Origin of the sequence: Streptomyces sp. RKAG337 (assembly GCF_023701715.1) — a bacterium.
Classification (GTDB): Bacteria; Actinomycetota; Actinomycetes; order Streptomycetales; family Streptomycetaceae; genus Actinacidiphila.
Genome location: NZ_JAJOZA010000001.1, coordinates 1044235 through 1066284 on the forward strand (window position 1 = coordinate 1044235; position 22050 = coordinate 1066284).

Below are 22050 nucleotides of genomic sequence, written 5' to 3' on the forward strand. Positions count from 1 at the left end.
CCCGGCACCCGCCCAGCACCGTTGCGTCCTGCCACGTCGCACGACCCGGCGGGACACGACGGACCATCACCGACCGAACGAGGAGACGTCATCATGGCCATACGTGTGGGCATCAATGGATTCGGCCGCATCGGGCGCAACTACCTGCGCTGTGTCCTGGACCGGGCCGACGGCGGCACCGCCCCGGTCGAGGTGGTGGCCATCAACGACATCGCCCCGGCCGCGACGCTGGCCCACCTTCTGGAGTTCGACTCGACCTTCGGACGCCTCGGACGGGCGATCAGTCACGACGAGGAGTCGATCACGGTCGACGGCAGGCGCATCGTGGTGACCGCGGTCCGCGACCCGTCGGAACTGTCCTGGGGTACCTACGGGGTGGACATCGTCATCGAGTCCTCGGGCCGCTTCCGGACCCGCGACGAGGCAGCGCTGCATCTGAAGGCCGGAGCCCGCAAGGTACTGATCTCCTCGCCTGCCAAGGACGTGGACCTCACCGTCGTCATGGGCGTCAACGAGACCGACTACGACCACGGCCGGCACCACATCGTGTCGAACGCGTCCTGCACCACCAACTGCGTCGTACCGATGGTCCACGTTCTGCACGAACGCTTCGGGATCATCAAGGGCATGATGACCACCGTCCACGGCTACACCAACGACCAGGCACTGCTCGACGGCCCCCACAAGGACCTGCGGCGCGCCCGGTCCGCCGCCGTGAGCATCATCCCGACCAGCACCGGCGCCGCCCGCGCCGTGGGCATCGTGCTCCCCGAACTGGCCGGGGTCCTGGAGGGCATCGCGGTACGGGTTCCGGTGGAGGACGGGTCCCTGACCGACCTGACGGTGCTGCTCCGGCAGGACGTCACTTCCGAGGAGGTCAACGCGGCGTTCGCCGAGGCCGCCGAGGGGCCGTTGCGAGGCGTCCTGCGGGTGACCGACGCGCCGATCGTCTCGCGCGACATCATCGGCGACCCGGCGTCGTGCATCGTTGACGCGGGGCTCACCCAGGCGCAGGGTGACCTGGTGAAAGTCTTCGGCTGGTACGACAACGAGTGGGGTTACAGCAACCGCCTGCTGGACCTCACCACCTACGTCGCGTCCCGGCTGTGACGACGGCGGGCCGCGACGCGGCGCGACGGCCGCGCCCACCGGAGGAAGAGAGCAGCGCAGCGTCAGCGGCGGCGCTGCTGCCGGTCCTCCGGTCGGTGCGGGCCGTGGTGTTCGACACCGACGGGGTGATCACCGATTCGGCCCGGGTGCACGCCGCCGCCTGGCGGACCGCTTTCGACGCCTGCCTGCGGGCAGCGGGACACGACCGCCCGTTCGACCCGGTGGAGGACTATCGCCGCTATGTCGACGGCAGGAACCGGCTCGACGGCGCGGCCGCCTTCCTCGCCTCGCGCGACCTGCGGCTTCCCCTGGGCGACCCCGACGACCCGCCTGGAACGGGCACCGTGCAGGCGGTCGCCGCCCGCAAGGAGCAGCTGTTCACGCGGCAGTTGCGTGCGGGGGGCATCGCCGCCTGGCCGGGCACCGTACGGGTGCTGCACGCGCTGCACGCCGCCGGCGTCCCGTGCGCCGCCGTCTCCGCCTCCCGCCACGCGCCCGAACTCCTCGCGGGCGCGGGCGTACGGGAGTTGTTCCGGACCGTGGTGGACGGCAAGGAGGCGGCCCGGTTGAAGCTGGCGGGAAAACCCGACCCTGCACTGTTCCTGGAAGCCGCCCGGCGGCTGGGCGTACCCGCGGCGCAGGCGGCCGTGATCGAGGACGCTCTGGCGGGTGTGGAAGCGGGCCGCCGGGGCGGCTTCGGCCTGGTGGTCGGCGTGGACCGCACCGCGGGACCGACCAGCGCCACCGACCTGCGCGAGCACGGCGCGAGCATCGTGGTCCGCGACCTGGCCGAGCTGCTGACCGGTGGAGGGAGCTGACGATGCCGGACCGGACCTGGAACTATGAGGGACACGACCCGGCGCAGGAGCGGCTTCGCGAATCCTTGTGCACCCTCGGCAACGGCTACTTCGCCACCCGTGGCGCCGTGCCCGAGGCGACAGCGGGCACCGCGCACTATCCGGGTACCTACGCGGCCGGCTGCTACAACCGGCTGACGTCGACCGTAGCGGGACGGACGGTCGAGAACGAGGACATCGTCAACCTGCCGAACTGGTTGCCGCTGCGCTTTCGCGCCCGCGACGCGACCTCCGACACGGATTCCGACGGCGGCGCCGCGCCCGGCCCCTGGTTCTCCGCCGACGACGGTTCGCTGCTGGAGTACCGACAGGTCCTGGATCTGCGCCAGGGCACGCTGACGCGACGGATGCGGCTGTGTGACGCGCAGGGTCGCCGGATCACCGTGGTGCAGTCCCGACTCGTGCACATGGGCGATCCGCATCTGGCCGCCCTGCGAACCGAGTTCACCGCCGAAGGCTGGGCCGGCGAGCTGGAGGTGGAATCCGCCCTCGACGGAGACATCACCAACTCGGGCGTCGACCGCTACCGCGATCTGAACGGCCGGCACCTCGACCGCTGGCACACCGGGGCCGCCGGGCCGAACACGGTGTGGCTGGAATGCCGCACCAACACCTCCGACATCCTCATCGCGATGGCCGCCCGTACCCAGGTGGCCGGGAGCATCCCCACCTCGGCACGGCTCATCACCGAGGACCGCACCGCCACCCATGCGCTGAGGCTGCCGATCGAGCCCGACAGCGCTGTCGTCGTCGAGAAGACCGTCGCGCTGCACACCTCGCGCGACCCGGCGATCAGCGATCCGCTGCACGCGGCCATCGACCGGGTACAGCAGGCCGGTGACTTCACCGCGTTGCTCGCGTCCCACGAAGCCGCGTGGGAGCGCCTGTGGCAGCGGGCGGAGCTGGAGGTGCCGGGCGAGGCCGGACGGGTACTGCGGCTGCATCTGTTCCATGTGCTGCAGACCCTCTCCCCGCACACCGCCGACCTCGACGTGGGCGTGCCGGCCCGCGGGTTGCACGGCGAGGCCTACCGCGGCCATGTCTTCTGGGACGAACTGTTCGTCCTGCCCTTCCTGAACCTGCACCTTCCGGAGGTCTCCCGGGCCCTGCTCTCCTACCGATACCGGCGCCTGGGCCAGGCGTGCCGGACGGCGACCGCGGCCGGCCGGACCGGCGCCATTGTGACGGCCGCCTGGGTGCTGACCCGCGCTCTGGAACTCGCCGAGGGCCTGCCCGCCCCACGCCGGCAGGCGCTGTTCGAGCGCATCGGGCTGGACGCGGGAGAACTCAAACTCTGGGAGGACGTCTCGCACCGGCTGCGGGTGCCTTTCCACCGCGGGGTCATCAGCCAGTTCGAGGGCTACGGCGACCTCGCCGAACTGGACTGGGACGCCTACCGGGCCCGGCACGGCGACATCCGGCGCCTCGACCGGATCCTGGAGGCCGAGGGCGACACCGTCAACGCGTACCAGGCGTCGAAGCAGGCCGACGTGCTGATGCTCGGCTACCTCTTCTCCCCGGCCGAACTCACCACGCTCTTCCGACGGCTCGGATACGGCCTCGACGACGAGATGTGGCGCACGACCGTCGACCACTACCTGCGCAGAACGAGCCACGGTTCGACACTCAGCGGGCTGGTCCACGGATGGGTACTGGCCCGCGCCCGCCGCGCCGGAGCCTGGAAGTACTGCCAGGAGGCGCTCACCGGAGACGTGGCCGACCTTCAGGGCGGCACCACCGCCGAGGGCATCCACCTGGGCGCCATGGCCGGCACGCTCGACCTCGTCCAGCGCGGCCTGACCGGTCTGGAGGTCCGCGGGGACGAGCTGTCACTCGACCCGGCGCCGCTTCCCGAGCTGTCGGAGTACGGCCTCTCCATCCGCTACCGCGGTCACCGGGGTATCGGACTGACCCTGCACGCCGGAAACCTGAGCATCAGCGTTCCGCCCTCCGACCAGCCGCCCGTCCGCATCCGGCTCGCGGGCCGCTCCCTCACCCTCGCCCCGGGCACCTCCCGTACCCTCCAGCTGCCCACGGAATAGATGGGGTGCGGTGGCGGTGAGACCACCTGTGAGCCCATCGGACATTGAAGGGGCGGTGCGGGTGCGCGTGAGCGACGGGATCGTCACTTTCTGTGGCGTGCCGGCAACAGCATCGTACCCGGGGCCGCCCTGCCGCCGGCTGAGGACGTTCGGCCCCTGCCCGCGTCCGCGCCCCGGGGTGAGGATGGGAGGGCAGGCAGGAACGACGGTCGACCCAAGCGGCGAAGCGCGACCACGTCTGCACACGTCGAAGGCCGCGGAGCCGCGGAAACGGACAGTGCGATGTCCACGACACACTCCATTCTCGACACGCTGACCACCGCACACCGTGACCGGCTGATGGCGTTGTCCACACCGGTCGCCTTTCCCGCGGGCGCACGGATCTTCGACGCCGACCAGGCTGCTGAACGCTTCTGGGTCCTGGACCGCAGCGAGGTGGCCCTGGACCTGCACGTCCCCGGGCGGCAGGCGGCCGCGGTGCAGACCGTCTCGGCGGGCGAACTCCTCGGCTGGTCCTGGCTGTTCCCGCCGTTCCGGTGGCAACTCGGCGCCCAGGCGCACACCGCCGTGCAGGCCACCGAGTTCCCAGCGGCGGCGGTCCGCGACCTGTGTTCCGCCGACCCCGCACTGGGGCATGAGTTCGTCCTGCTCTGCGCCGCGGTCATCGGAGGCCGCCTCACCGCCACGCGCACCCGGCTGCTCGACCTGTACGGCCCGTTCGGCGTGAACCACGGCGCCTCCGTATCGGTGGGCGGCCCGGAGGACGACAGCTGACACCGAACCCGGGACCCACCGACATCACCAGGGAAGCGATTGGCCATGAACCAGCAGACGAGAACAGACGCCGCTTCCGTCCGGCCGCAGCCTGTCGGCGACATGGGACGGCGGCTGACGCTGCGTCGCGAACAACTGGGCCTCACCCGCGAACAGGTGGCCGACCTGGCAGGTATGGCCACGCCTTATCTGGAGTACCTGGAGCAGCAGCCGACCGCTGTCCCCAGCGCGGTCCTCCTCCTCAGCCTCGCCGACGCACTGCAGACCACGGTGTCCGAGCTGCGCGGGGGCGGCACGGATCTGCCGCCCGGGCTCGGAAAGGCGGCCCGCCATCCGGAACTGGTGGAGATGACGCCGGAAGAATGCCGAGCACGGCTGTCCACGCACGGGGTGGGACGTATCGCCGTTACCGGCGACGAAGGTCCCGCCATCGTCCCCGTCAACTACCAGATGGCGGACGGGTCGCTGGTGTTCAGGACCTCGCCGGGATCCGCGCCCGCTCTGTCGATCGGGGCCCGGGTCGCCTTCGAGGTGGATCACATCGACGAGGCGTTGAGCCAGGGATGGAGCGTGCTCGTGGTCGGCAACGCCGAACACGTCACGGACCCGGACACCGTCCGGCACCTCATCGAACAGACCCACAGCGGGCCATGGGCCGGCGGCGACCGCGCCATGTGGGTGCGGATTCATCCGGACCGCATCACCGGACGCCGGATTCACGTCCGCTGACCTGAAGGCCGCGCCACCGACCGTCGCGTCACACACGGCGAGGGTCGTTCGGCCCTATGGATGTCCCTCTTCGGCCCAAGAGCGGGGTCCGCACCGCGTCGCACAGTAGAAGCGACGCCGGTTCGGCGCTCACGAAGGAAGCGAAGATGCCTGGAACCGATCGGTCAGGGCCGAGCCGCTGACCTTGCTCGTCCCGCTCGCAGACCGCCGCCGGCCCGTCGGGTCGGCGGCCCTCGTTCTCAGGAGATCGACAATGCCGCAGCAGACCCCTGAACTTGCACGACGTGTGGTCGTCGGAGTCGACGGATCGGAGTGCTCCAAGTCGGCGCTGAAATGGGCGATGACGTACGCACGGCTGACCGACGCCACCGTTGAGGCGATCGCTACCTGGCAGAACCCCGACACCTACGTCGCCAGCTACGGCTGGACACCCGGGATCGTCGACACCGGTGAGATCGCCGCGAGCGTTCGCAAGAACCTCGACGCGGCCGTCGCCGACGTGTCAGGACAGTTCGACAGGCCCGTCGAGGTACTCGCCCGAGTGGTGGAGGGACATCCGGCAGAGGTGCTTCTGGAGGCCGCGGTCGGAGCGCAGCTGCTGACCGTGGGCAGCCGGGGGCACGGGGCCTTCGCCGGGATCCTGCTCGGCTCGGTCAGTCAGCACTGTGTTCAGCACGCGCCATGCCCGGTCGTCGTTGTTCCCGCCTGAACCGGGGTGTGTTGTTGAACGGGGTCTTCGCCCTGTTCCCGATCAGGAGACCGCCCGGCGGCAGCCCCGCCGGGCGGTCTCCTGACGTCCGGCCGGGCCGGTGGCGGTCACCAGTGCTGAGAAGTGTTTGAAATGTCGATAGGGCGTTGAATCCGGCATAACCTCACGGAATGGTGCAGAGCAAGGCAAGCGACGTCGACGGCTACCTGACCGAGGTTCCTGAGGAACGCAAGGCCGCGCTGACCAAGGTGCGGCAGCTGTGCTGGGAGGAGCTGGTGGGCTTCAACGAGGTCATGGCATACGGAATGCCCGCATACGAGCGGGACGGCGCTTGCGAGATCGCGTTTGCCAGCCAGAAACAGTACATCTCCTTCTACCTCATGCGCAGTGACGTCCGTGAGGCGTTCGAGGAACGGCTGGCCGGACACGACATGGGCAAGGGCTGCCTGCGGTTCCGCAAGCCGGAGAGCATCGACTTCGGCCTGGTGCGGGATCTGCTCAAGGCCACTGCGGCCCGGCCCGGCAGGATCTGCTGACACCGGCAGGCATCGGGGGTGCCGCCCGAGACGAGTCAGCAACATGGAACGATCTTGGGTCGACAAGGAGATCCCGGGCATCCACCACGTCCCCTCCGACCCGAAGACCGCCTTCGAGGCGCTGAAGACCGCTTTCAGCTGAGGAGACGCGGCCGGTTCGGCCAGGCACTCCGCCGTCACGGACCTCTCTCCACGATGCGGGCCGGTTGGACCCCGGTACCGGGTCCGAGTGGCCCAAGCGGCCGGCACCGGTGCCGGGTCAGGCTGTACCTGAGGGACCGCGGAGCGGGCACCGGCCCCGCCGGCCCGTTCCCGCGGCACGCGGCCGAGGGCCCCCGGCGGAAGCCGCAGCAGGACGCCGGACGCATTCGATGAAGGGAACGGCCATGAAGGCATTCGTTTTCCACGGCCCGGGACAGTCGGCATGGGAGGACGTTCCCGACCCGGGGATCCAGGACCCCGATGATGTGATCGTCCGCGTCGATGCCGTCACCATCTGTGGTACGGATCTGCACATCCTCAAGGGCGACGTACCGGAGGTCCCGCCGGGTACGGTCCTGGGCCACGAGGCCGTCGGGGAGGTCGTCGAGGTTGGCAGTGGGGTACGTACGGTCCGGCCCGGCGACCGGGTCCTGGTCTCCTGCATCTCCGCCTGCGGACGCTGCCGCTTCTGCCGGGAGGGCGTCTACGGGCAGTGCCTCGGCGGCGGTGGCTGGATCCTCGGCCACACGATCGACGGCACGCAGGCCGAGTATGTCCGGGTACCATTCGCCGACCTGTCGGTGCACCTGCTGCCCGCCGCTGTGGACAGCCAGGACGCCGTTCTGCTGGCCGACATCTATCCCACGGCGTACGAGGTCGGCGTGCTGAACGGGCGGGTGGGTCCCGGCGACACCGTCGTCGTGGTCGGCGCCGGCCCCATCGGACTTGCCGCGATCACCACGGCTCAGCTGTTCTCGCCGGGCAGGATCATCGCCGTCGACCTCGCGCCGACCCGTCTGGAGGCCGCCAAACGCATGGGCGCCGACACGGTGGTCAACGCCGCGGAGGGCCCTGAGGAACTGGTCTCGGAGCTGACCGACGGCCTGGGGGCCGACGTGGTCATCGAAGCGGTGGGCGTGCCCGCAAGCTTCGAGATGTGCACCCGCATGGTGCGCCCCGGAGGGCACGTGGCCAACGTCGGCGTGCACGGCACGTCCGCGACACTGCATCTGGAATCCCTGTGGAGCAAGAACCTGACGATCCGCACCGGACTCGTCGACACCCACTCGACCCCCGCCCTGCTGCGGATGATGGCTGCCGGAAGGCTGCCCACGTCGTCCCTGGTGACGCACGACTTCGAGCTCCACCGGATGGAGGAGGCGTACGACGTCTTCTCCCGGGCCGCCGACAGCGGCGCTCTGAAGGTCGTCCTGAGCAGCGGACCCGCGAAGGACCGGCCATGACCGCTGGACACATCGTTGTAGGTCTCCGCGGCGGTGGCCGGCGACGCGGTCGAGGCCATCGTGAACCGTGGCCGGAACGCCGCACTCACCGTCGTCGGCACCCGTGATCTGCCCGGTCGCCACCGCGCTGCTGCACTACTCCCACTGCCCGGTCCTGCTCGTCCCCGAGACACCACAAGGCTCGTTCCCCGGCCCGTCACACGGCTGAGCCAGGCCTACTGAACGGCGCATCGACGGCAGGGGCCGGCTCCCGGCCCCCGATTCAATCCTTCGAAGTGAGGCGGCCGCACCATGGTCCAGTACGTGTACGACTTCACCGAGGGTGGCCGTGAGATGGCCGGCCTCCTCGGTGGGAAGGGCGCCAATCTCGCCGAGATGACCCGTATCGGCCTGCCCGTGCCACCCGGTTTCACCGTCACCACCGAGGCCTGCCGGGCCTTCCTGGCCACCGGCGGCGAACCGGACGGCCTCGGCATGCAGGTCGCCGCCCGGCTGGCCGCACTGGAACACGCCGGCGGGCGCAAGCTCGGCCATCCGGACGACCCGCTTCTGCTCTCGGTGCGCTCCGGTGGACGTTTCTCCATGCCGGGCATGATGGAGACGATCCTCGACATCGGTCTGAACGACGACTCGGTGCACGGTCTGGCGAAGGCCACCGGCCGCGAGCACTTCGCCTGGGATTCCTACCGGCGACTCATCCAGATGTTCGGCAGCACCGCGATGGGCGTCGACGGCTCCCTGTTCGCCGACGCTCTGGCGGAGCACCGGGACCCGGACGACCTGCCCGACGTCGTGGAGGAGTTCAAGCGGATCGTCCGTGCCGCGACCGGGGAGGACTTCCCGCAGGACCCCGCCGACCAGCTCAGCCGCGCGATCCTCGCCGTCTTCGAGTCCTGGAACGGCGAGCGGGCCCGGCTGTACCGCAGGCGCGAGCACATCCCCGACGACCTCGGCACGGCCGTCAACATCCAGACCATGGTCTTCGGCAACCTCGGCCCGGACTCCGGCACCGGCGTGGCGTTCACCCGCGATCCGGCCACCGGCCGCCGGGGCATCTACGGCGACTATCTGTCCGACGCCCAAGGCGAGGATGTCGTCGCCGGCATCCGCAATGCTGTTCCGCTGCAGGAGCTGGAGGCCATCGACCCGCTCTCGTACACGCAGCTGCGCGACTACCTGGGAATCCTGGAACACCACTACCGGGACCTGTGCGACATCGAGTTCACCATCGAGCGCGGCCGGCTGTGGATGCTGCAGACCCGCGTCGGCAAGCGCACGGCGGAAGCGGCGTTCCGTATCGCCGCCCAGCTGATCGACGAGGACGTCATCTCCCCGTCGGAGGCCCTGCGCCGGGTGACCGGTGAGCAGCTCACCCATCTGATGTTCCCCCGCTTCGACGACGCGGCAGCGGGAACACCACTGGCGCGCGGTATCCCGGCCTCGCCGGGTGCGGCCGTCGGCGCCGTGGTCTTCACCTCGGCGGAGGCGGTACGCCTGGCTGCCGCGGGCACCAAGACGGTGCTCGTCCGACGGGAGACCACCCCCGACGACCTGCCGGGAATGATCGCCGCGCAAGCCGTCCTCACCAGCCGGGGCGGCAAGACCAGCCACGCGGCCGTGGTGGCGCGAGGTATGGGAAAGGTCTGTGTCTGCGGGGCCGAGGAGATCACGGTCGACGAGACGGCCCGGCACTTCGCCACGCGCGACGGCACCGTGGTCGCCGAGGGCACGGTGGTGTCCATCGACGGCTCGGCCGGCACCGTCCATCTCGGCGCACAGCCGCTGGTCGAGTCACCGGTGATGCACTACTTCGAGACCGGAGAGCGGCCTCCCGGTGTGGTGGACGCGGTGGCCCGCATCCTCGCTCATGCCGACGAGGTGAGCCGGATGGAGACCCGTGCCAACGCCGACACCCCCGAGGACGCCGCGCGCGCCCGGCGCTTCGGCGCCCAGGGCATCGGACTGTGCCGCACCGAGCACATGTTCCTCGGCGACCGCCGTCGGCTGGTCGAGTCGATGATCCTGGCCGACAGCGACACCGGCCGCAAGGACGCCCTGGACGCGCTGCTGCCCCTCCAACGCTCGGATTTCACCGCCATCCTGGCAGCGATGGACGGGCTGCCCGTCACCATCCGGCTACTGGACCCGCCGCTCCACGAGTTCCTGCCCGACCGCGTCGAACTGGCCGTACGGGTCGCATCGGTCCGCGCGACCGGGCAGACTCCGGATCCGCACGACGTCGACCTCCTCGCCGCCGTCGAGCGCATGCACGAACAGAACCCGATGCTCGGACTGCGCGGCGTCCGTCTCGGCCTGGCCGTTCCCGGCCTGGTCGCGATGCAGGTACGGGCCGTCGGTGAGGCGGTCGCACAGCGGCTGAACGACGGCGGAGACCCGCGGGCCGAGATCATGGTTCCGCTGGTCGGTACGGTCGAGGAACTGCGCATTGTGCGCCGGGAGGTGGAAGCCGTCCTCGCACAGGTCTCCCTCTCCGCGGGAGTGACGGTGACGTGCCCCATCGGCACCATGATCGAGCTTCCGAGAGCCGCCCTGACCGCCGACCGGATCGCCGAGCAGGCCGACTTCTTCTCCTTCGGCACGAACGACCTCACTCAGACCACCTGGGGATTCTCCCGCGACGACGTGGAAGGGTCCTTCTTCGCCACCTACCTCGCTCAGGGCATCTTCGCCGCCTCGCCGTTCGAGACGATCGACCGGGACGGTGTCGGCCGCCTGGTGGAGATCGCGGTACGGGAAGGCCGTGCGGCCCGGCCGGCCCTCAAGATCGGCGTCTGCGGCGAGCACGGCGGCGATCCCGACTCGATCGACTTCTTCGAGCGGACGGGACTCGACTACGTCTCCTGCTCCCCGTTCCGCCTGCCGGCCGCCCGCCTGGAGTCCGGACGCGCCGCACTGCGCGTGAACTCGCCCGAGGACAACGGCACATAGCCCTGGAACCACGACAGCCGGGGCCGGCCCGCAGGCCGGCCCCGGCTGTCGTCGACTGCTGTAGCCCTCAGAAGGCTTCCCACGGAGCCGCGTGCGTGGTGGTGTGCCGAACCGACCCCGGGTCGGCCATCAGCTCCCGGACGCTCTGCCGGTTGTCCACGTCCGCCGCGGCGCACATCAGCCACGAGGCGCGCTCGGGGTCGCACTCCGGCGGCACGATCAGCAGGTCCCAGCGCCCGACGGTGTAGGAGAGCAGCAGCAGATCGTCGGGGTCCTGCTCGGCGTCGAACCATCCGACGCTCACGGTGTGGATTCCCGCGGGCACCTTCTTCGGGATCTCCGGCCAGCTGCGGGGATTCACCGCGACCCGGGTGATCCGGCCCCAGTGCTCGTCCAGGACCGCGACCAGGGACGGCAGTTCACGGACCAGGTCACGCGTGCGCGGCCACCAGGCACCGTCGACCATCCCCCGGTCAGCACACTGCGGTTTCAGCAGCATCCGGACCTCGGGGGTGGCGGTCAGGTCCGGGTGCGGAGCCTGCAACAAGCTGATGGTGGTCATGATGCGGAACCTGTCCCCGGGTCCGGGACCCGGTGTCGTTGCGATCGGAGTTACGCGGCGTCGGAGTCGTCGCCGGGGACGACCAGGACCGGAAGGTGTGCGTGGTGCACGACCTCGGTGCTGGTCGAGCCGAGCCTGAGGCGCCCCCAGGAGCTCGCTCCCCGGGTGCCGACCACCAGCAGACTGGCGTCGGCACTGGCCTCGAGCAGCACCTGTGAGGGGCGTCCCGGTTCGACCACGACCTCCACTTCCACCGGGGTGCCGCCGAGCTCCTTCTGGAGTTCGGCGACGGTGTCGGTCACAGCCTGTTCCGCGATGTCACGCAGCTGTACGTACAGGCCGGCGTTGTCCGACGCGGTCAGCCACTCGTAGCCGGCGTAGCGGTCGGGCCCGTAGTCGTAGGCGCAGACGGCCCGCAGTCCGGTGCCGCGCAGCTGTGCCTCGCGCAACGCGACGAGCACGGCGTGGCGGGCGGGCGGTGAGCCGTCCGTGCCCACCACGATGGGGCGGTCGGGAGTGTTCGCGCTCGTGTCGGACATGGAGCCCTCCGGAGAGTCGTCGGACCGCGGTCGATGGGATGTCGCGCGATGTCATGGAGTGATGTGCGGTCTCCCGCTCGCTTCCAGCCTCACAGGCGGAGGGGCCGATACGGAGGGGCCCTGCAGGTCCCTCCGGGGGGCCGAGCGTCCCTGCCTGCGACTTACACGGCCGGCACGCCGTGCTCCCGGAACTGACCTCGCACCCGTTCCAGGAGCGCGGGCCCCGGTGCGGGGGTGTCGCGCAGCACGAAGGGGATGCCGAGGTCGTCGTACTTGTGGGTGCCCATCGTGTGGAAGGGCAGGACGTCCACCCCTTCGACGTTGTCCAGGCCTGCGACGAAGGCGGCCAGGCCGTCCACCGCGGCCCGGTCGTCGGTCAGGCCCGGCACCAGCACGTAGCGGATCCGGACCGGGATTCCCAGTCGGTCGAGTCGGCCGGCGAAGCTCAGGGTGGGGGCCAGGTGGCCGCCGGTGAGCCGGTGGTAGGCCTCGATGTCGAAGGACTTGATGTCGAGCAGGACCAGGTCGGTGTCGGCGAGCAGCGCGTCACCGGCTCGGGCGCCGAGAGCGCCGGAGGTGTCCAGGGCGGTGTGCAGACCCATCTCGTGGCAGCGGTGGAGGACTTCGGCGGTGAAGTCGGCCTGCAGGAGCGGCTCACCTCCGCTGAGTGTGACTCCCCCGCCGGCGGTGTCGATGAAGGAGCGGTATTTTGCGATCTCCTCCATCACCTCGTCGACGGTCATGCTGCGCCCGTCGCGCAGTTTCCAGGTGTCGGGGTTGGCGCAGTACGAGCAGCGCAGCGGGCAGCCGTTCATGAAGAGCACGAACCGGGTGCCGGGCCCGTCCACGCCCGTGGACAGGTCCCAGGAATGGATCCGGCCGGTGCTCACATCGCACCGTGGAAGGTGCGGCTGATCACGTCGAGCTGCTGCTCGCGCGTCAGGCGGACGAAGTTGACGGCGTACCCGGAGACCCGGATGGTCAGCTCGGGATACTTTTCCGGATGCTCCATGGCGTCCTCCAGGGTGGCTCGGTCCAGAACGTTGACGTTCATGTGGAAGCCGCCGGAAGCCGTGTAGGCGTCGAGGATGCCGACCAGGTTGCGGGCACGTTCCGCGGGGTCGTGCCCGAGCCCTTCCGGGGTGATCGTCGAGGTCAGCGAGATGCCGTCACGGGCCTGCTCGTACGGGATCTTGGCCACCGACAGGGCGGAGGCCGCCAGCCCGTGGCGATCGCGGCCGTTCATGGGGTTGGCACCGGGCGCGAAGGGCAGCCCTGCGCGACGGCCGTCCGGGGTGTTGCCCGTGTGCTTGCCGTAGACCACGTTGGAGGTGATGGTGAGCACCGACTGGGTCTGCTCCGCACCCCGGTACGTGGGATGCCGACGCAGCTTGGCCATGAAGGTGTGCACCAGGTCGACGGCGATGCTGTCGGCCCGGTCGTCGTGGTTCCCGTAGGCGGGGTATTCGCCCTCGACCTCGTAGTCCGTGGCCAGTCCGGAGTCGTCCCGGATCACCTTCACCCGGGCGTACTTGACGGCCGACAGGCTGTCGGCGGCCACCGATAGGCCGGCGATTCCGCAGGCCATGGTGCGCTGCACGGGATGGTCGTGCAGCGCCATCTCCAGCCGCTCGTACGCGTACTTGTCGTGCATGTAGTGGATGACGTTGAGAGCGTTGACGTACGTGCCGGCGAGCCAGTCGAGCATCCGGTCGTACGCGGCGGTCAGCTCGTCATGGTCGAGATACTCGCCGGTCAACGGAGTCGACACCGGTGCGACCTGCGCGCCGGTCATCTCGTCGCGGCCGCCGTTGATCGCGTACAGCAGGGCCTTGGCGAGGTTCACCCGGGCGCCGAAGAACTGCATCTGCTTGCCGACCGCCATCGCCGAGACACAGCAGGCGATCGCGGTGTCGTCACCGGTGCGCGGGCGCATCAGCTCATCGGACTCGTACTGGATGGAGCTGGTGTCGATCGACACCTGGGCGCAGAACCGCTTGAAGCCCTCGGGCAATCGCGGGGACCACAGGACGGTGAGATTGGGTTCGGGGGCGGGCCCGAGGTTGGCGAGGGTCCGCAGGAACCGGAAGGAGGTACGGGTGACCAGCGGCCGACCGTCGTCGCCGATGCCGCCGATGGACTCGGTGACCCACGTCGGGTCGCCGGAGAACAAGGTGTCGTACTCCGGGGTGCGCAGGAACCGGACGATGCGCAGCTTGATGACGAAGTCGTCGATCAGCTCCTGGGCGCGGCTCTCGTCGATCCGGCCCTCGGCCAGATCCCGGGCCAGATAGACGTCCAGGAACGTGGAGGTGCGGCCCAGCGACATCGCGGCGCCGTTCTGCTCCTTCACCGCCGCCAGATAGCCGAGGTAGAGCCACTGCACGGCCTCGTGGGCGGTGGTTGCCGGGCGGGTGACGTCGCAGCCGTACGAGGCCGCCATCTGTTCCAGTTCGCCCAGTGCGCGGATCTGTTCGGCGATCTCCTCACGGTCGCGGATGACATCGGATGTGGAGGGCCGGGCGTCCAGCAGGGCCCGCTCGGAACGCTTGACCTCGATCAGCCGCGACGTGCCGTACAGGGCGACTCGCCGGTAGTCGCCGATGATCCGTCCCCGGCCGTACGCGTCGGGCAGGCCGGTGATGAGGCCGGCCTTGCGCGCGCGGAGCATCTCGGGGGTGTAGGCGTCGAAGACGCCGGCGTTGTGGGTCTTCCGGTAGGTGCCGAACACCCTCGTGACGAACGGGTCGGGCTCGTATCCGTAGGCCCGCAGGCTGTTCTCGACCATCCGCAGGCCGCCGTTGGGCATGATCGCCCGCTTCAGCGGGGCGTCGGTCTGCAGACCGACGATCAGCTCACGCTCCCGGTCGATCCATCCGGGACGGTGCGAGGTGATGGTCGAAGGCGTCCGTGCGTCGATGTCGAGGACACCCCGGCGGCGTTCCTCGGGGAACAGCGCGGAGACCTTGTGCCATACCGCGAGGGTGCGCGTCGTCGGTCCCGCCAGGAAGGAGGCATCGCCTTCGTACGGCGTGTAGTTGGTCTGGATGAAGTCGCGCACGTCGATGCGGTCGCGCCAGGACCGGCCGGAGAACCCCCGCCACGCGGCATCGGACACGCCCTTGGTGGATGGCGTTGTCACAGTCATCGTCGCCTCACTCCTTCACAGTTCAGGTGTCTCCATGCTGGTTTGCCGACGAGAATCCGCCCAGGGCCCGCAGGTCCCCGCGGAGCAGCCGTTCGGCCCTGCCCGACGCACAGCTGTCGGGACCTCCGCACCGATCAGGGCCGAACGGCCCTCGCGGCTGCCCCGCCCAGCCCCTGCGCGCTGCCCGCCGTCGGCAGGATCGTGGAACGGAACCCGAGGAGAGGGACCGTGATGACGGACACCGCACACCCCGTGCAGGAGACCCACGCGCTGCTGGCCGACGGCAGGACCGTCGAGATACGGCCCACCCGGCCGGAGGACCATGCCGCCGTGGTGTGGTTGTTCGACCGGTTGTCGGCCGAGAATCTGCGGCTCCGGTTCTTCGGAGCGAGCCGCCGGGCCGGCCGGCAGGCCGCCGACCGCGTCTGCGGTTCCCACACTCCCGGCCACCGGGCGCTGCTGGCCCTGCTCGCGGGACAGGTCGTCGGCCTCGCCGAGTACGAGACCGGGACCGACCCCTGCTCCGCGGAGATCGCCCTGACAGTCGCCGACGACCTCCACCACCAGGGGGTGGGAACCCTGCTCCTGGAGCATCTCGTCGACCGGGCCGGACAGGACGGAATCACCACCTTCACCGCCGAAGCACTGGCCGACAACCATCCCGTGCTGAAGGTCTTCGCCGATCTGGGGCTGAACACCGTTCGCCACTTCGACGGCACCGCTGTGCACTGCGTCATCCGGCTCGAACCGGACGAGTACTACCGGGCCGCGGTCGACAACCGCGGCCGGACCGCGGCCTCCGCCAGCCTGCGAGCACTGCTGCGCCCGGGGTCCATCGCCGTGATCGGCACGGACCATGAGCCGGGGTCCGTGGGACGAACGGTGCTGAAGAACCTGCGCCGTGCCGGATTCCGCGGTCGGCTGCGCGCGGTGGACGCACACGCCCACTCCGTCGAGCGCATCCCCTGCTACCCGTCCGTCGCCGCTCTCCCCCACCCCGTCGACCTCGCGGTCCTCGCCGTGCCGGCCTCCGACGTCGCCGCGACGGCCGAGCAGTGTGGAGTGGCCGGCGTACGAGCTCTGGTGGTCCTGGCCACCGGGCTCGACGCCGAGCAGTCCGCCGAGCTGCTGGCCGTCTGCCGGCGCTATGGGCTCCGGCTGGCCGGCCCGAACAGCATGGGCGTCACCAACACCGAGGAGCCGGTCCGGATGGACGCCACGTTCGCCGCGCACCGGACACTGCCGGGGACGGCCGGAGTCGGCGTGCAGTCCGGCGGGATCGGGATCGCGCTGCTCGCCGGGCTGTCCCGGCTCGGGATCGGCGTGTCCACCTTCGCCTCCCTCGGCGACAAGTACGACGTCAGCGGCAACGACTTGCTGCAGTGGTGGGAAGGGGACGGCCGCACCGATCTGGCCGTGCTGCACCTGGAATCCTTCGGCAACCCGCGGGGCTTCTCCCGTACCGCGCGCAGGGTCGCCCGCCGCATGCCGGTCCTGACCGTCGACACCGGCGGCCCGCACCCCGGCCGGAGTTCGGCCGCCGCCGGCAGTGCGGACCATGACGTCCCGGCCACGACCCGGCAGGCGCTGTTCACCCAAGCCGGAGTCATCGCCACCCGCACCCTTGGCGAACTCCTCGACGCCGCGGCCATCCTGCACTCCCAGCCGCTGCCGCCCGGGACCAACGTCGCCGTGGTGTCGAACTCACGCGGCGCGGGCATCATGGCCGCCGACGCCTGCCAAGCGGCCGGACTGACCGTCCTCGATCTCCCCGCCACCTTGGCCGCCGAGCTCCTCGACCTGCTTCCGCGCGGCGCGCAGGCCGACAATCCCGTCAACGTGACCGCCGCCGTGAGCGAAGCCGCGCTGCGCGCGTGCGTCGACCGGCTCGCCGTACACGGCGCCCTGGACGCCGTCATGGTGGTCCTGGTGCCCACCGCGCTGTCCGAGGCGACCGGCGACGACCTCGTCAGAGCCCTGACACAGTCCACGACGACCCGCCGCTCGCGGACCGTGACCGCCGTCCTCCTCGACCAGCCGGAGCCCATCCGCCTGTTGCACGCGACCGGCGGAGCGGTGCCCGCGTACTCCGCCCCGCACGCCGCCGCCCGAGCCCTGGCACACGCCGCGGCCCGCGGCCGCTGGCTCGCGCAACCCCCCGGCACGATGCCGGAGCTCCCGGACATCGACACCGCCGGAGCGCACGCCCTCGTCGACGCGTTCCTGACCGTCAACCCGCAAGGCGGCCTGCTCGATCCGGAGGCCTGTTCGGAGCTGCTGGACCGCTACGGAATCCCGCGTCCGCCCGAGGCCCGGGCGGACGGCGAGCAGTCGGCCGCCGAGGCGGCCGTCCGGCTCACCGGGCCCCGCGGACACGTCGCACTGACGGCGTACGGTCCCGGTCTTCCGCCCGGGAGCGGCCACGACGGTGTCCTGCTCGGCCTGGTGGGCGAGACAGAAGTGCGGGCCGCGTACCGAGAGCTCAAGAGCCGCTTCGGCGACGCCATGACCGGTGTCCTCGTCCGCCCCATGGTCGAACGCGGAATCGAACTGACCGCCGGAGTCAAACAGGACGACGTGTTCGGTCCCCTCATCCTGTGCGGGCCCGGTGGTATCGCCTGCGATCCGCCCGCCGAACCGGCCACCCGGCTCGCCCCGCTCACCGAGCGTGACGCGCGAGCACTGCTCGCCGACCCACGCTGCTCCTCGCTGCTCCTCGGGCGCCACGGCGGTAGCGCGGACATCGAGGGGCTGAAGACGCTACTGCTGCGATTGTCCCGGATGGCCGAAGATCTGCCACAACTCGCGGAAGCCGCCCTCGACACGGTCGTCGCCGGGCCCAGCGGCGTCACCGCGCTCGACGCCCGCATCCGCCTGCTGCCCCACCGCGTCCACGATCCGTACCTACGCCGGCTGCGCTGAATCCGGGTCCGCGATCCGTACGTGCGCCGACTGCGCTGAATCCGGGTCCACGAAGAGGCACTCCACGGACCTGAGAAGTGCGGCCGGTCAACCTGTGCGGATGAGCCCCGGGGCTCATCCGCACAGATCCGGCCTTCCCTGTTCAGCCGGCCCGTACGAGGTGCCGGCGGTGGCCCAACCGGCCGGGAACACTGAAGCCGGCTCCACGACGCCGCAGACGCCGCCAGGGGTCCCGCCTGCGGATCGGATCGGCCGGAGCGGTCGGAGCGGCGGACTGTTGCCGGTAGAAGAGCCGTTTCCCGATCTCGATGAGACCCAGATAGCAACCCACCATGGCCGCCAGGGCGGCGAAGAAGCCCAGCGGGAGCGGCGCGAAGCCGAGTGTGTGCGCCAGGGGTGTCGCCGGCAGTACCGCTCCCACCGCGACCACCCCGAAGGCGGCCAGTGTCAGCGGCAGGCTGGGTCGGCTGCGCCAGAACGGGCTGCGGCGGGTGCGGATCGCGAAGATCACCAACGCCTGGGTGGCCAGGGACTCCACGAACCAGCCGGTGCGGAACTGGACCGGTCCTGAGTGGAAGACCCACAGCATGACGCCGAACGTGGCGAAGTCGAACACCGAGCTGATCGGACCGAAGCAGACCATGAAGCGGCGGATGAACCCGATGTCCCAGTGCGAGGGCCTGCGCAGCTGCTCCTCGTCGACATGGTCGGTGGGGATCGCCAGCTGGCTGGTGTCGTAGAGCAGGTTGTTGAGCAGGATCTGGGACGGCAGCATCGGCAGGAAGCCCAGGAACAACGACGCACCGGCCGCGCTGAACATGTTGCCGAAGTTGCTGGACGTGCCCATGAGGACGTACTTGATGGTGTTGGCGAAGATCCGCCGCCCCTCCACCACGCCGTCCGCGAGCACGTCCAGGTCCTTCTCCAGCAGGATCACGTCCGCGGCGTCCTTCGCCACGTCGGTGCCGGACTCGACGGAGATGCCCACGTCGGCGGCGTGCAGAGCCAGCGCGTCGTTGACGCCGTCGCCCAGGAACGCGACATCGCCGCCGGTCGTCCGCTGGATCCGGACGATACGTGCCTTGTGCTCGGGGCTGACCCGGGCGAAGACGGTGGTGCGTACGATCGCCGCGGCGAGTTCGGCGTCGTCCAGCGCGTCGAGATCCACCCCGGTCAGTGCCCGTCCGGCAGGCAGTCCGAGGTCGTCACAGACCTTGACCGCGACCGCGGGGTTGTCCCCTGTGACGACTTTGACCGTGATCCCGAGACCGGCCAGCCTCAGCAGCGCCGCGGCCGCGTCGGGTTTGGGCGGGTCGAGGAAGACCAACAGGCCGGCGAGACGCAGGCCTCGTTCATCCGCGGCGGTGGGCCGTTCCCCGCCCACCGGGGTACGGGTGGCCACGGCGACCACGCGGTTCCCTGCGGCGAACTCGGCGGCCAGCGCTTCGCGGGCCGCGTCGGGTACCTCGACGCAGCGCTCCAGCACGCTCTCCGGAGCGCCCTTGGTGACCAGCGTCGTCACACCCGCGCTGTCACGCACCACGGCGGAGACCATGCGCCGGTCATGGTCGAACGGCAGCAACCCGAGCCGAGTACTGCCCGCCAGGGTCCCGCGCAGGCGCTGCGACGCGGCAGACTCCCACAGGGCCGCGTCCAGCGCATTGCCTCCCACCGCCGGACCGTCCGCGCCGCCGCTCTCCGTGCACAGCAGACCCCAGCGCAGCAGCTCGTCCGCGGTGGAGCCGTCGGCGGGCAGCGCCCGCATGAAGTCGATACGGCCGGCGGTCAGCGTGCCCGTCTTGTCGGTGAACAGCACATCGACGTCCCCGAGGTCCTCGATGCACACCAGCCGCTTGACCAGCACCTTCCGCCGGCTCATCCGCCGGGACCCGGCGGCCAGACTCGTCGACACCACGGCCGGCAACAGCTGCGGCGTGATCCCGACGGCGATCGCCAGCGAGAACAGCAGCGCTTCCAACAGAGGTTTGTGCAGCAGGACGTTGACGGCGAAGATCGACGTGGTCAGCGCACCCGCGACGTAGACCAGCAGCATCGAGAACCGGCGCAGTCCGACTTGGAACTCGGTCTCCAACTGGTGCGTGCCCAGGCCCGCCGCGATCTTCCCGAACTCCGTCGCGGCGCCGGTGGTCACCACCACTCCCCGGCCGCTGCCGGCATGCACGACGGTGCCCATCAGGGCGCAGCCCGACAACTCGGCCAGCGGGGTACCGGACGGCACCGCGGACGTGCCCTTGGGCAGCGGCAGCGACTCCCCCGTCAGGACCGACTCGTCACACTCCAGACCCACAACGTCGAGAAGCCGGATGTCAGCCGGAACGATCTCCCCGAGTTTCAGCTCGACGACATCGCCCGGAACCAACTCGGTGACGTCGACCTTGCAGAGCCCGCCGTCCCGAACAGCCACCGCTTCGTGGTGGATCTGGCCGTGGAGCGCCTCGGCGGCCTTCTCCGCGCGGTACTCGTTCACGAACCCGAGCCCCACCGACAGGGCGACGATGGCGCCGATGATCACGGCGTCACCGCGTTGCCCGACGAAGTACGAGGCCGTCGCCGCCGCGAGCAGCAACCCCAGCAAGGGAGAGCGCAGTTGACGCCACAGCACCGCCGGCAGCCTGGCCCGGTGGGAGGTGACCGCGTTCGGCCCCCAGGTGCGCAGCCGCTCGGCGGCCTCGCGCGCTGACAGACCGTCCCGTGTCGTACCCGCCGCCCGGAGGGCGTCGTCGACGGGCCGGCCGGCCGCCGTGGTGATTCCGGAACCGGTGGCCTGCGCTGCGGGTGCGAGAACGGTCACGGGGTCGCCGGCAGCGCGGCCGACGGTTCCGGGAGGGCCGGGGCGTCGTCGACGTCGAAGACCATCAGATCGTGGACGTTCACCACCCCGTCGACGCCCTGCGACAGCCGGACCACGAGCAGACCCAGGCTGCGCAGGCCGAGCGTTCCGCGGAGGGTGACGACGCCCTCCCGCACCTGGACCTGGACCGCGCCCTCGGCGATCCGCAGTGTCCGGCCGAGGACGTCATTGACGATCTCTTCCCGGATGAAGCGGTCGGTGCGCAGGAAGACACGCAGCAGGTCGCTCCGGCTCACGATGCCCGCCAGCCGCCCGATCTCGTCGACGACCACGAGGCGCTTCACTGCGTCACGCTCCATCGCGCGGGCGGCCTCGACGACCGACCATTCCGGCCGGGCGGTGAGCGCAGGGCCGGTCATCAGGCCGACGGCGGTCTCGGGCTGGACACCTGTCCGGTCCGAGGGGCCGGCGAGCTGCCCGTGCCCCAACGGGTCCGGCCGGGAGGCCTGATTCCGCAGCAGATCCCCCTCGGAGACGACACCGACCGGCCTGCCCTGGCCATCGACCACCGGCACAGCGCTGATGTCGTTGTCGGCCAGCATGCCGACAAGCTCCTTGAAGGAGCAGTCTGCGCCGGCGCTCACAACCTGGTGGGTCATGACATCTCGTACGGTGCGGTGCTGCACGGTCTCACGTCTTCTCGGCAGATGGATCAGGGGGCGACACGACCCGGCGGGAACCGGTCCCTGCTTCCACATTGAGGCAGCCGGAGTGGCCACAGCAGGGCCTACCAGGACCCTCCGGAGGTCCGACCGACCCCATCGACGGACGGCAGGATGTTCACCCCCACTCCACAAGCCGCCGCGCCGTCCGCCACGCACCAGCGGCAGCGGCAGCGGCAGCGGCAGCAAGGGAT

Annotated in this window: 16 protein-coding genes; 10 read left to right on the forward strand and 6 right to left on the reverse strand. The window is 70.4% G+C overall.

The window, feature by feature from the left end; all coding sequences use genetic code 11:
• Positions 1 to 93: 93 nt before the first annotated feature.
• From gap to ppdK, 9 genes are all read left to right on the forward strand, one after another.
• Positions 94 to 1110 carry a type I glyceraldehyde-3-phosphate dehydrogenase gene (gene gap / locus LNW73_RS04605; protein WP_250989025.1) on the forward strand — a complete coding sequence of 339 codons (1017 nt, stop codon included), beginning with the start codon at positions 94 to 96 and terminating at the stop codon, positions 1108 to 1110.
• 74 nt (positions 1111 to 1184) lie between these two features.
• On the forward strand, positions 1185 to 1928 hold the full coding sequence (locus LNW73_RS04610) for an HAD family hydrolase (RefSeq protein ID WP_250992800.1): 744 nt from the start codon (positions 1185 to 1187) through the stop codon (positions 1926 to 1928).
• Positions 1929 to 1930: 2 nt separating this feature from the next.
• Positions 1931 to 4009, forward strand: coding sequence for a glycoside hydrolase family 65 protein (locus LNW73_RS04615; protein ID WP_250989026.1), 2079 nt, complete (start codon positions 1931 to 1933; stop codon positions 4007 to 4009).
• A 282-nt stretch (positions 4010 to 4291) separates the two neighbouring features.
• Positions 4292 to 4783, forward strand: coding sequence for a Crp/Fnr family transcriptional regulator (locus LNW73_RS04620; RefSeq protein ID WP_250989027.1), 492 nt, complete (start codon positions 4292 to 4294; stop codon positions 4781 to 4783).
• A 45-nt stretch (positions 4784 to 4828) separates the two neighbouring features.
• Positions 4829 to 5512 carry a helix-turn-helix domain-containing protein gene (locus LNW73_RS04625; RefSeq protein ID WP_250989028.1) on the forward strand — a complete coding sequence of 228 codons (684 nt, stop codon included), beginning with the start codon at positions 4829 to 4831 and terminating at the stop codon, positions 5510 to 5512.
• A 253-nt stretch (positions 5513 to 5765) separates the two neighbouring features.
• On the forward strand, positions 5766 to 6221 hold the full coding sequence (locus tag LNW73_RS04630; RefSeq protein ID WP_250989029.1) for a universal stress protein: 456 nt from the start codon (positions 5766 to 5768) through the stop codon (positions 6219 to 6221).
• 170 nt (positions 6222 to 6391) lie between these two features.
• Complete coding sequence (locus LNW73_RS04635) at positions 6392 to 6757, forward strand: iron chaperone (protein ID WP_250989030.1); 366 nt, start codon at positions 6392 to 6394, stop codon at positions 6755 to 6757.
• Between the two features lie 386 nt (positions 6758 to 7143).
• The gene (locus LNW73_RS04640; RefSeq protein ID WP_250989031.1) at positions 7144 to 8202 is read left to right on the forward strand and encodes a zinc-dependent alcohol dehydrogenase family protein; all 1059 of its coding nucleotides are present in this window, start codon (positions 7144 to 7146) and stop codon (positions 8200 to 8202) included.
• A gap of 291 nt (positions 8203 to 8493) precedes the next feature.
• Entirely contained in the window at positions 8494 to 11151 is a 2658-nt protein-coding gene (ppdK, locus tag LNW73_RS04645; protein WP_250989032.1) for a pyruvate, phosphate dikinase, read from the forward strand.
• Positions 11152 to 11218: 67 nt separating this feature from the next.
• Here ppdK and LNW73_RS04650 read toward each other — a convergent pair whose 3' ends face one another.
• The 4 genes from LNW73_RS04650 to pflB all read right to left on the reverse strand — a co-directional run bounded on the left by LNW73_RS04650 (position 11219) and on the right by pflB (position 15400).
• A complete protein-coding gene (locus tag LNW73_RS04650) occupies positions 11219 to 11713 on the reverse strand; it encodes a DUF5994 family protein (protein ID WP_250989033.1) in 495 nt (164 codons plus the stop codon).
• A gap of 50 nt (positions 11714 to 11763) precedes the next feature.
• Entirely contained in the window at positions 11764 to 12252 is a 489-nt protein-coding gene (locus tag LNW73_RS04655; protein ID WP_250989034.1) for a universal stress protein, read from the reverse strand.
• A gap of 161 nt (positions 12253 to 12413) precedes the next feature.
• Positions 12414 to 13142 (reverse strand): pyruvate formate-lyase-activating protein, encoded by a 729-nt coding sequence (gene pflA / locus LNW73_RS04660; protein ID WP_250989035.1) that lies wholly within the window; start codon positions 13140 to 13142, stop codon positions 12414 to 12416.
• Positions 13139 to 15400: a formate C-acetyltransferase gene (gene pflB / locus LNW73_RS04665; protein WP_250989036.1), complete on the reverse strand. Its 2262-nt coding sequence runs from the start codon at positions 15398 to 15400 to the stop codon at positions 13139 to 13141. The genes pflA and pflB overlap by 4 nt, the downstream gene beginning before the upstream one ends.
• A gap of 231 nt (positions 15401 to 15631) precedes the next feature.
• On the opposite strand from pflB, the gene LNW73_RS04670 reads away from it, so the two are divergent.
• On the forward strand, positions 15632 to 18322 hold the full coding sequence (locus LNW73_RS04670; protein WP_250989037.1) for a bifunctional acetate--CoA ligase family protein/GNAT family N-acetyltransferase: 2691 nt from the start codon (positions 15632 to 15634) through the stop codon (positions 18320 to 18322).
• 142 nt (positions 18323 to 18464) lie between these two features.
• On the opposite strand, the gene mgtA is transcribed toward LNW73_RS04670, so the two are convergent.
• Together mgtA and LNW73_RS04680 are read right to left on the reverse strand one after the other, a co-directional pair.
• Entirely contained in the window at positions 18465 to 21134 is a 2670-nt protein-coding gene (gene mgtA, locus LNW73_RS04675; RefSeq protein ID WP_250989038.1) for a magnesium-translocating P-type ATPase, read from the reverse strand.
• A complete protein-coding gene (locus tag LNW73_RS04680) occupies positions 21131 to 21820 on the reverse strand; it encodes a CBS domain-containing protein (RefSeq protein ID WP_250989039.1) in 690 nt (229 codons plus the stop codon). The genes mgtA and LNW73_RS04680 overlap by 4 nt, the downstream gene beginning before the upstream one ends.
• Positions 21821 to 22050: the final 230 nt, after the last annotated feature.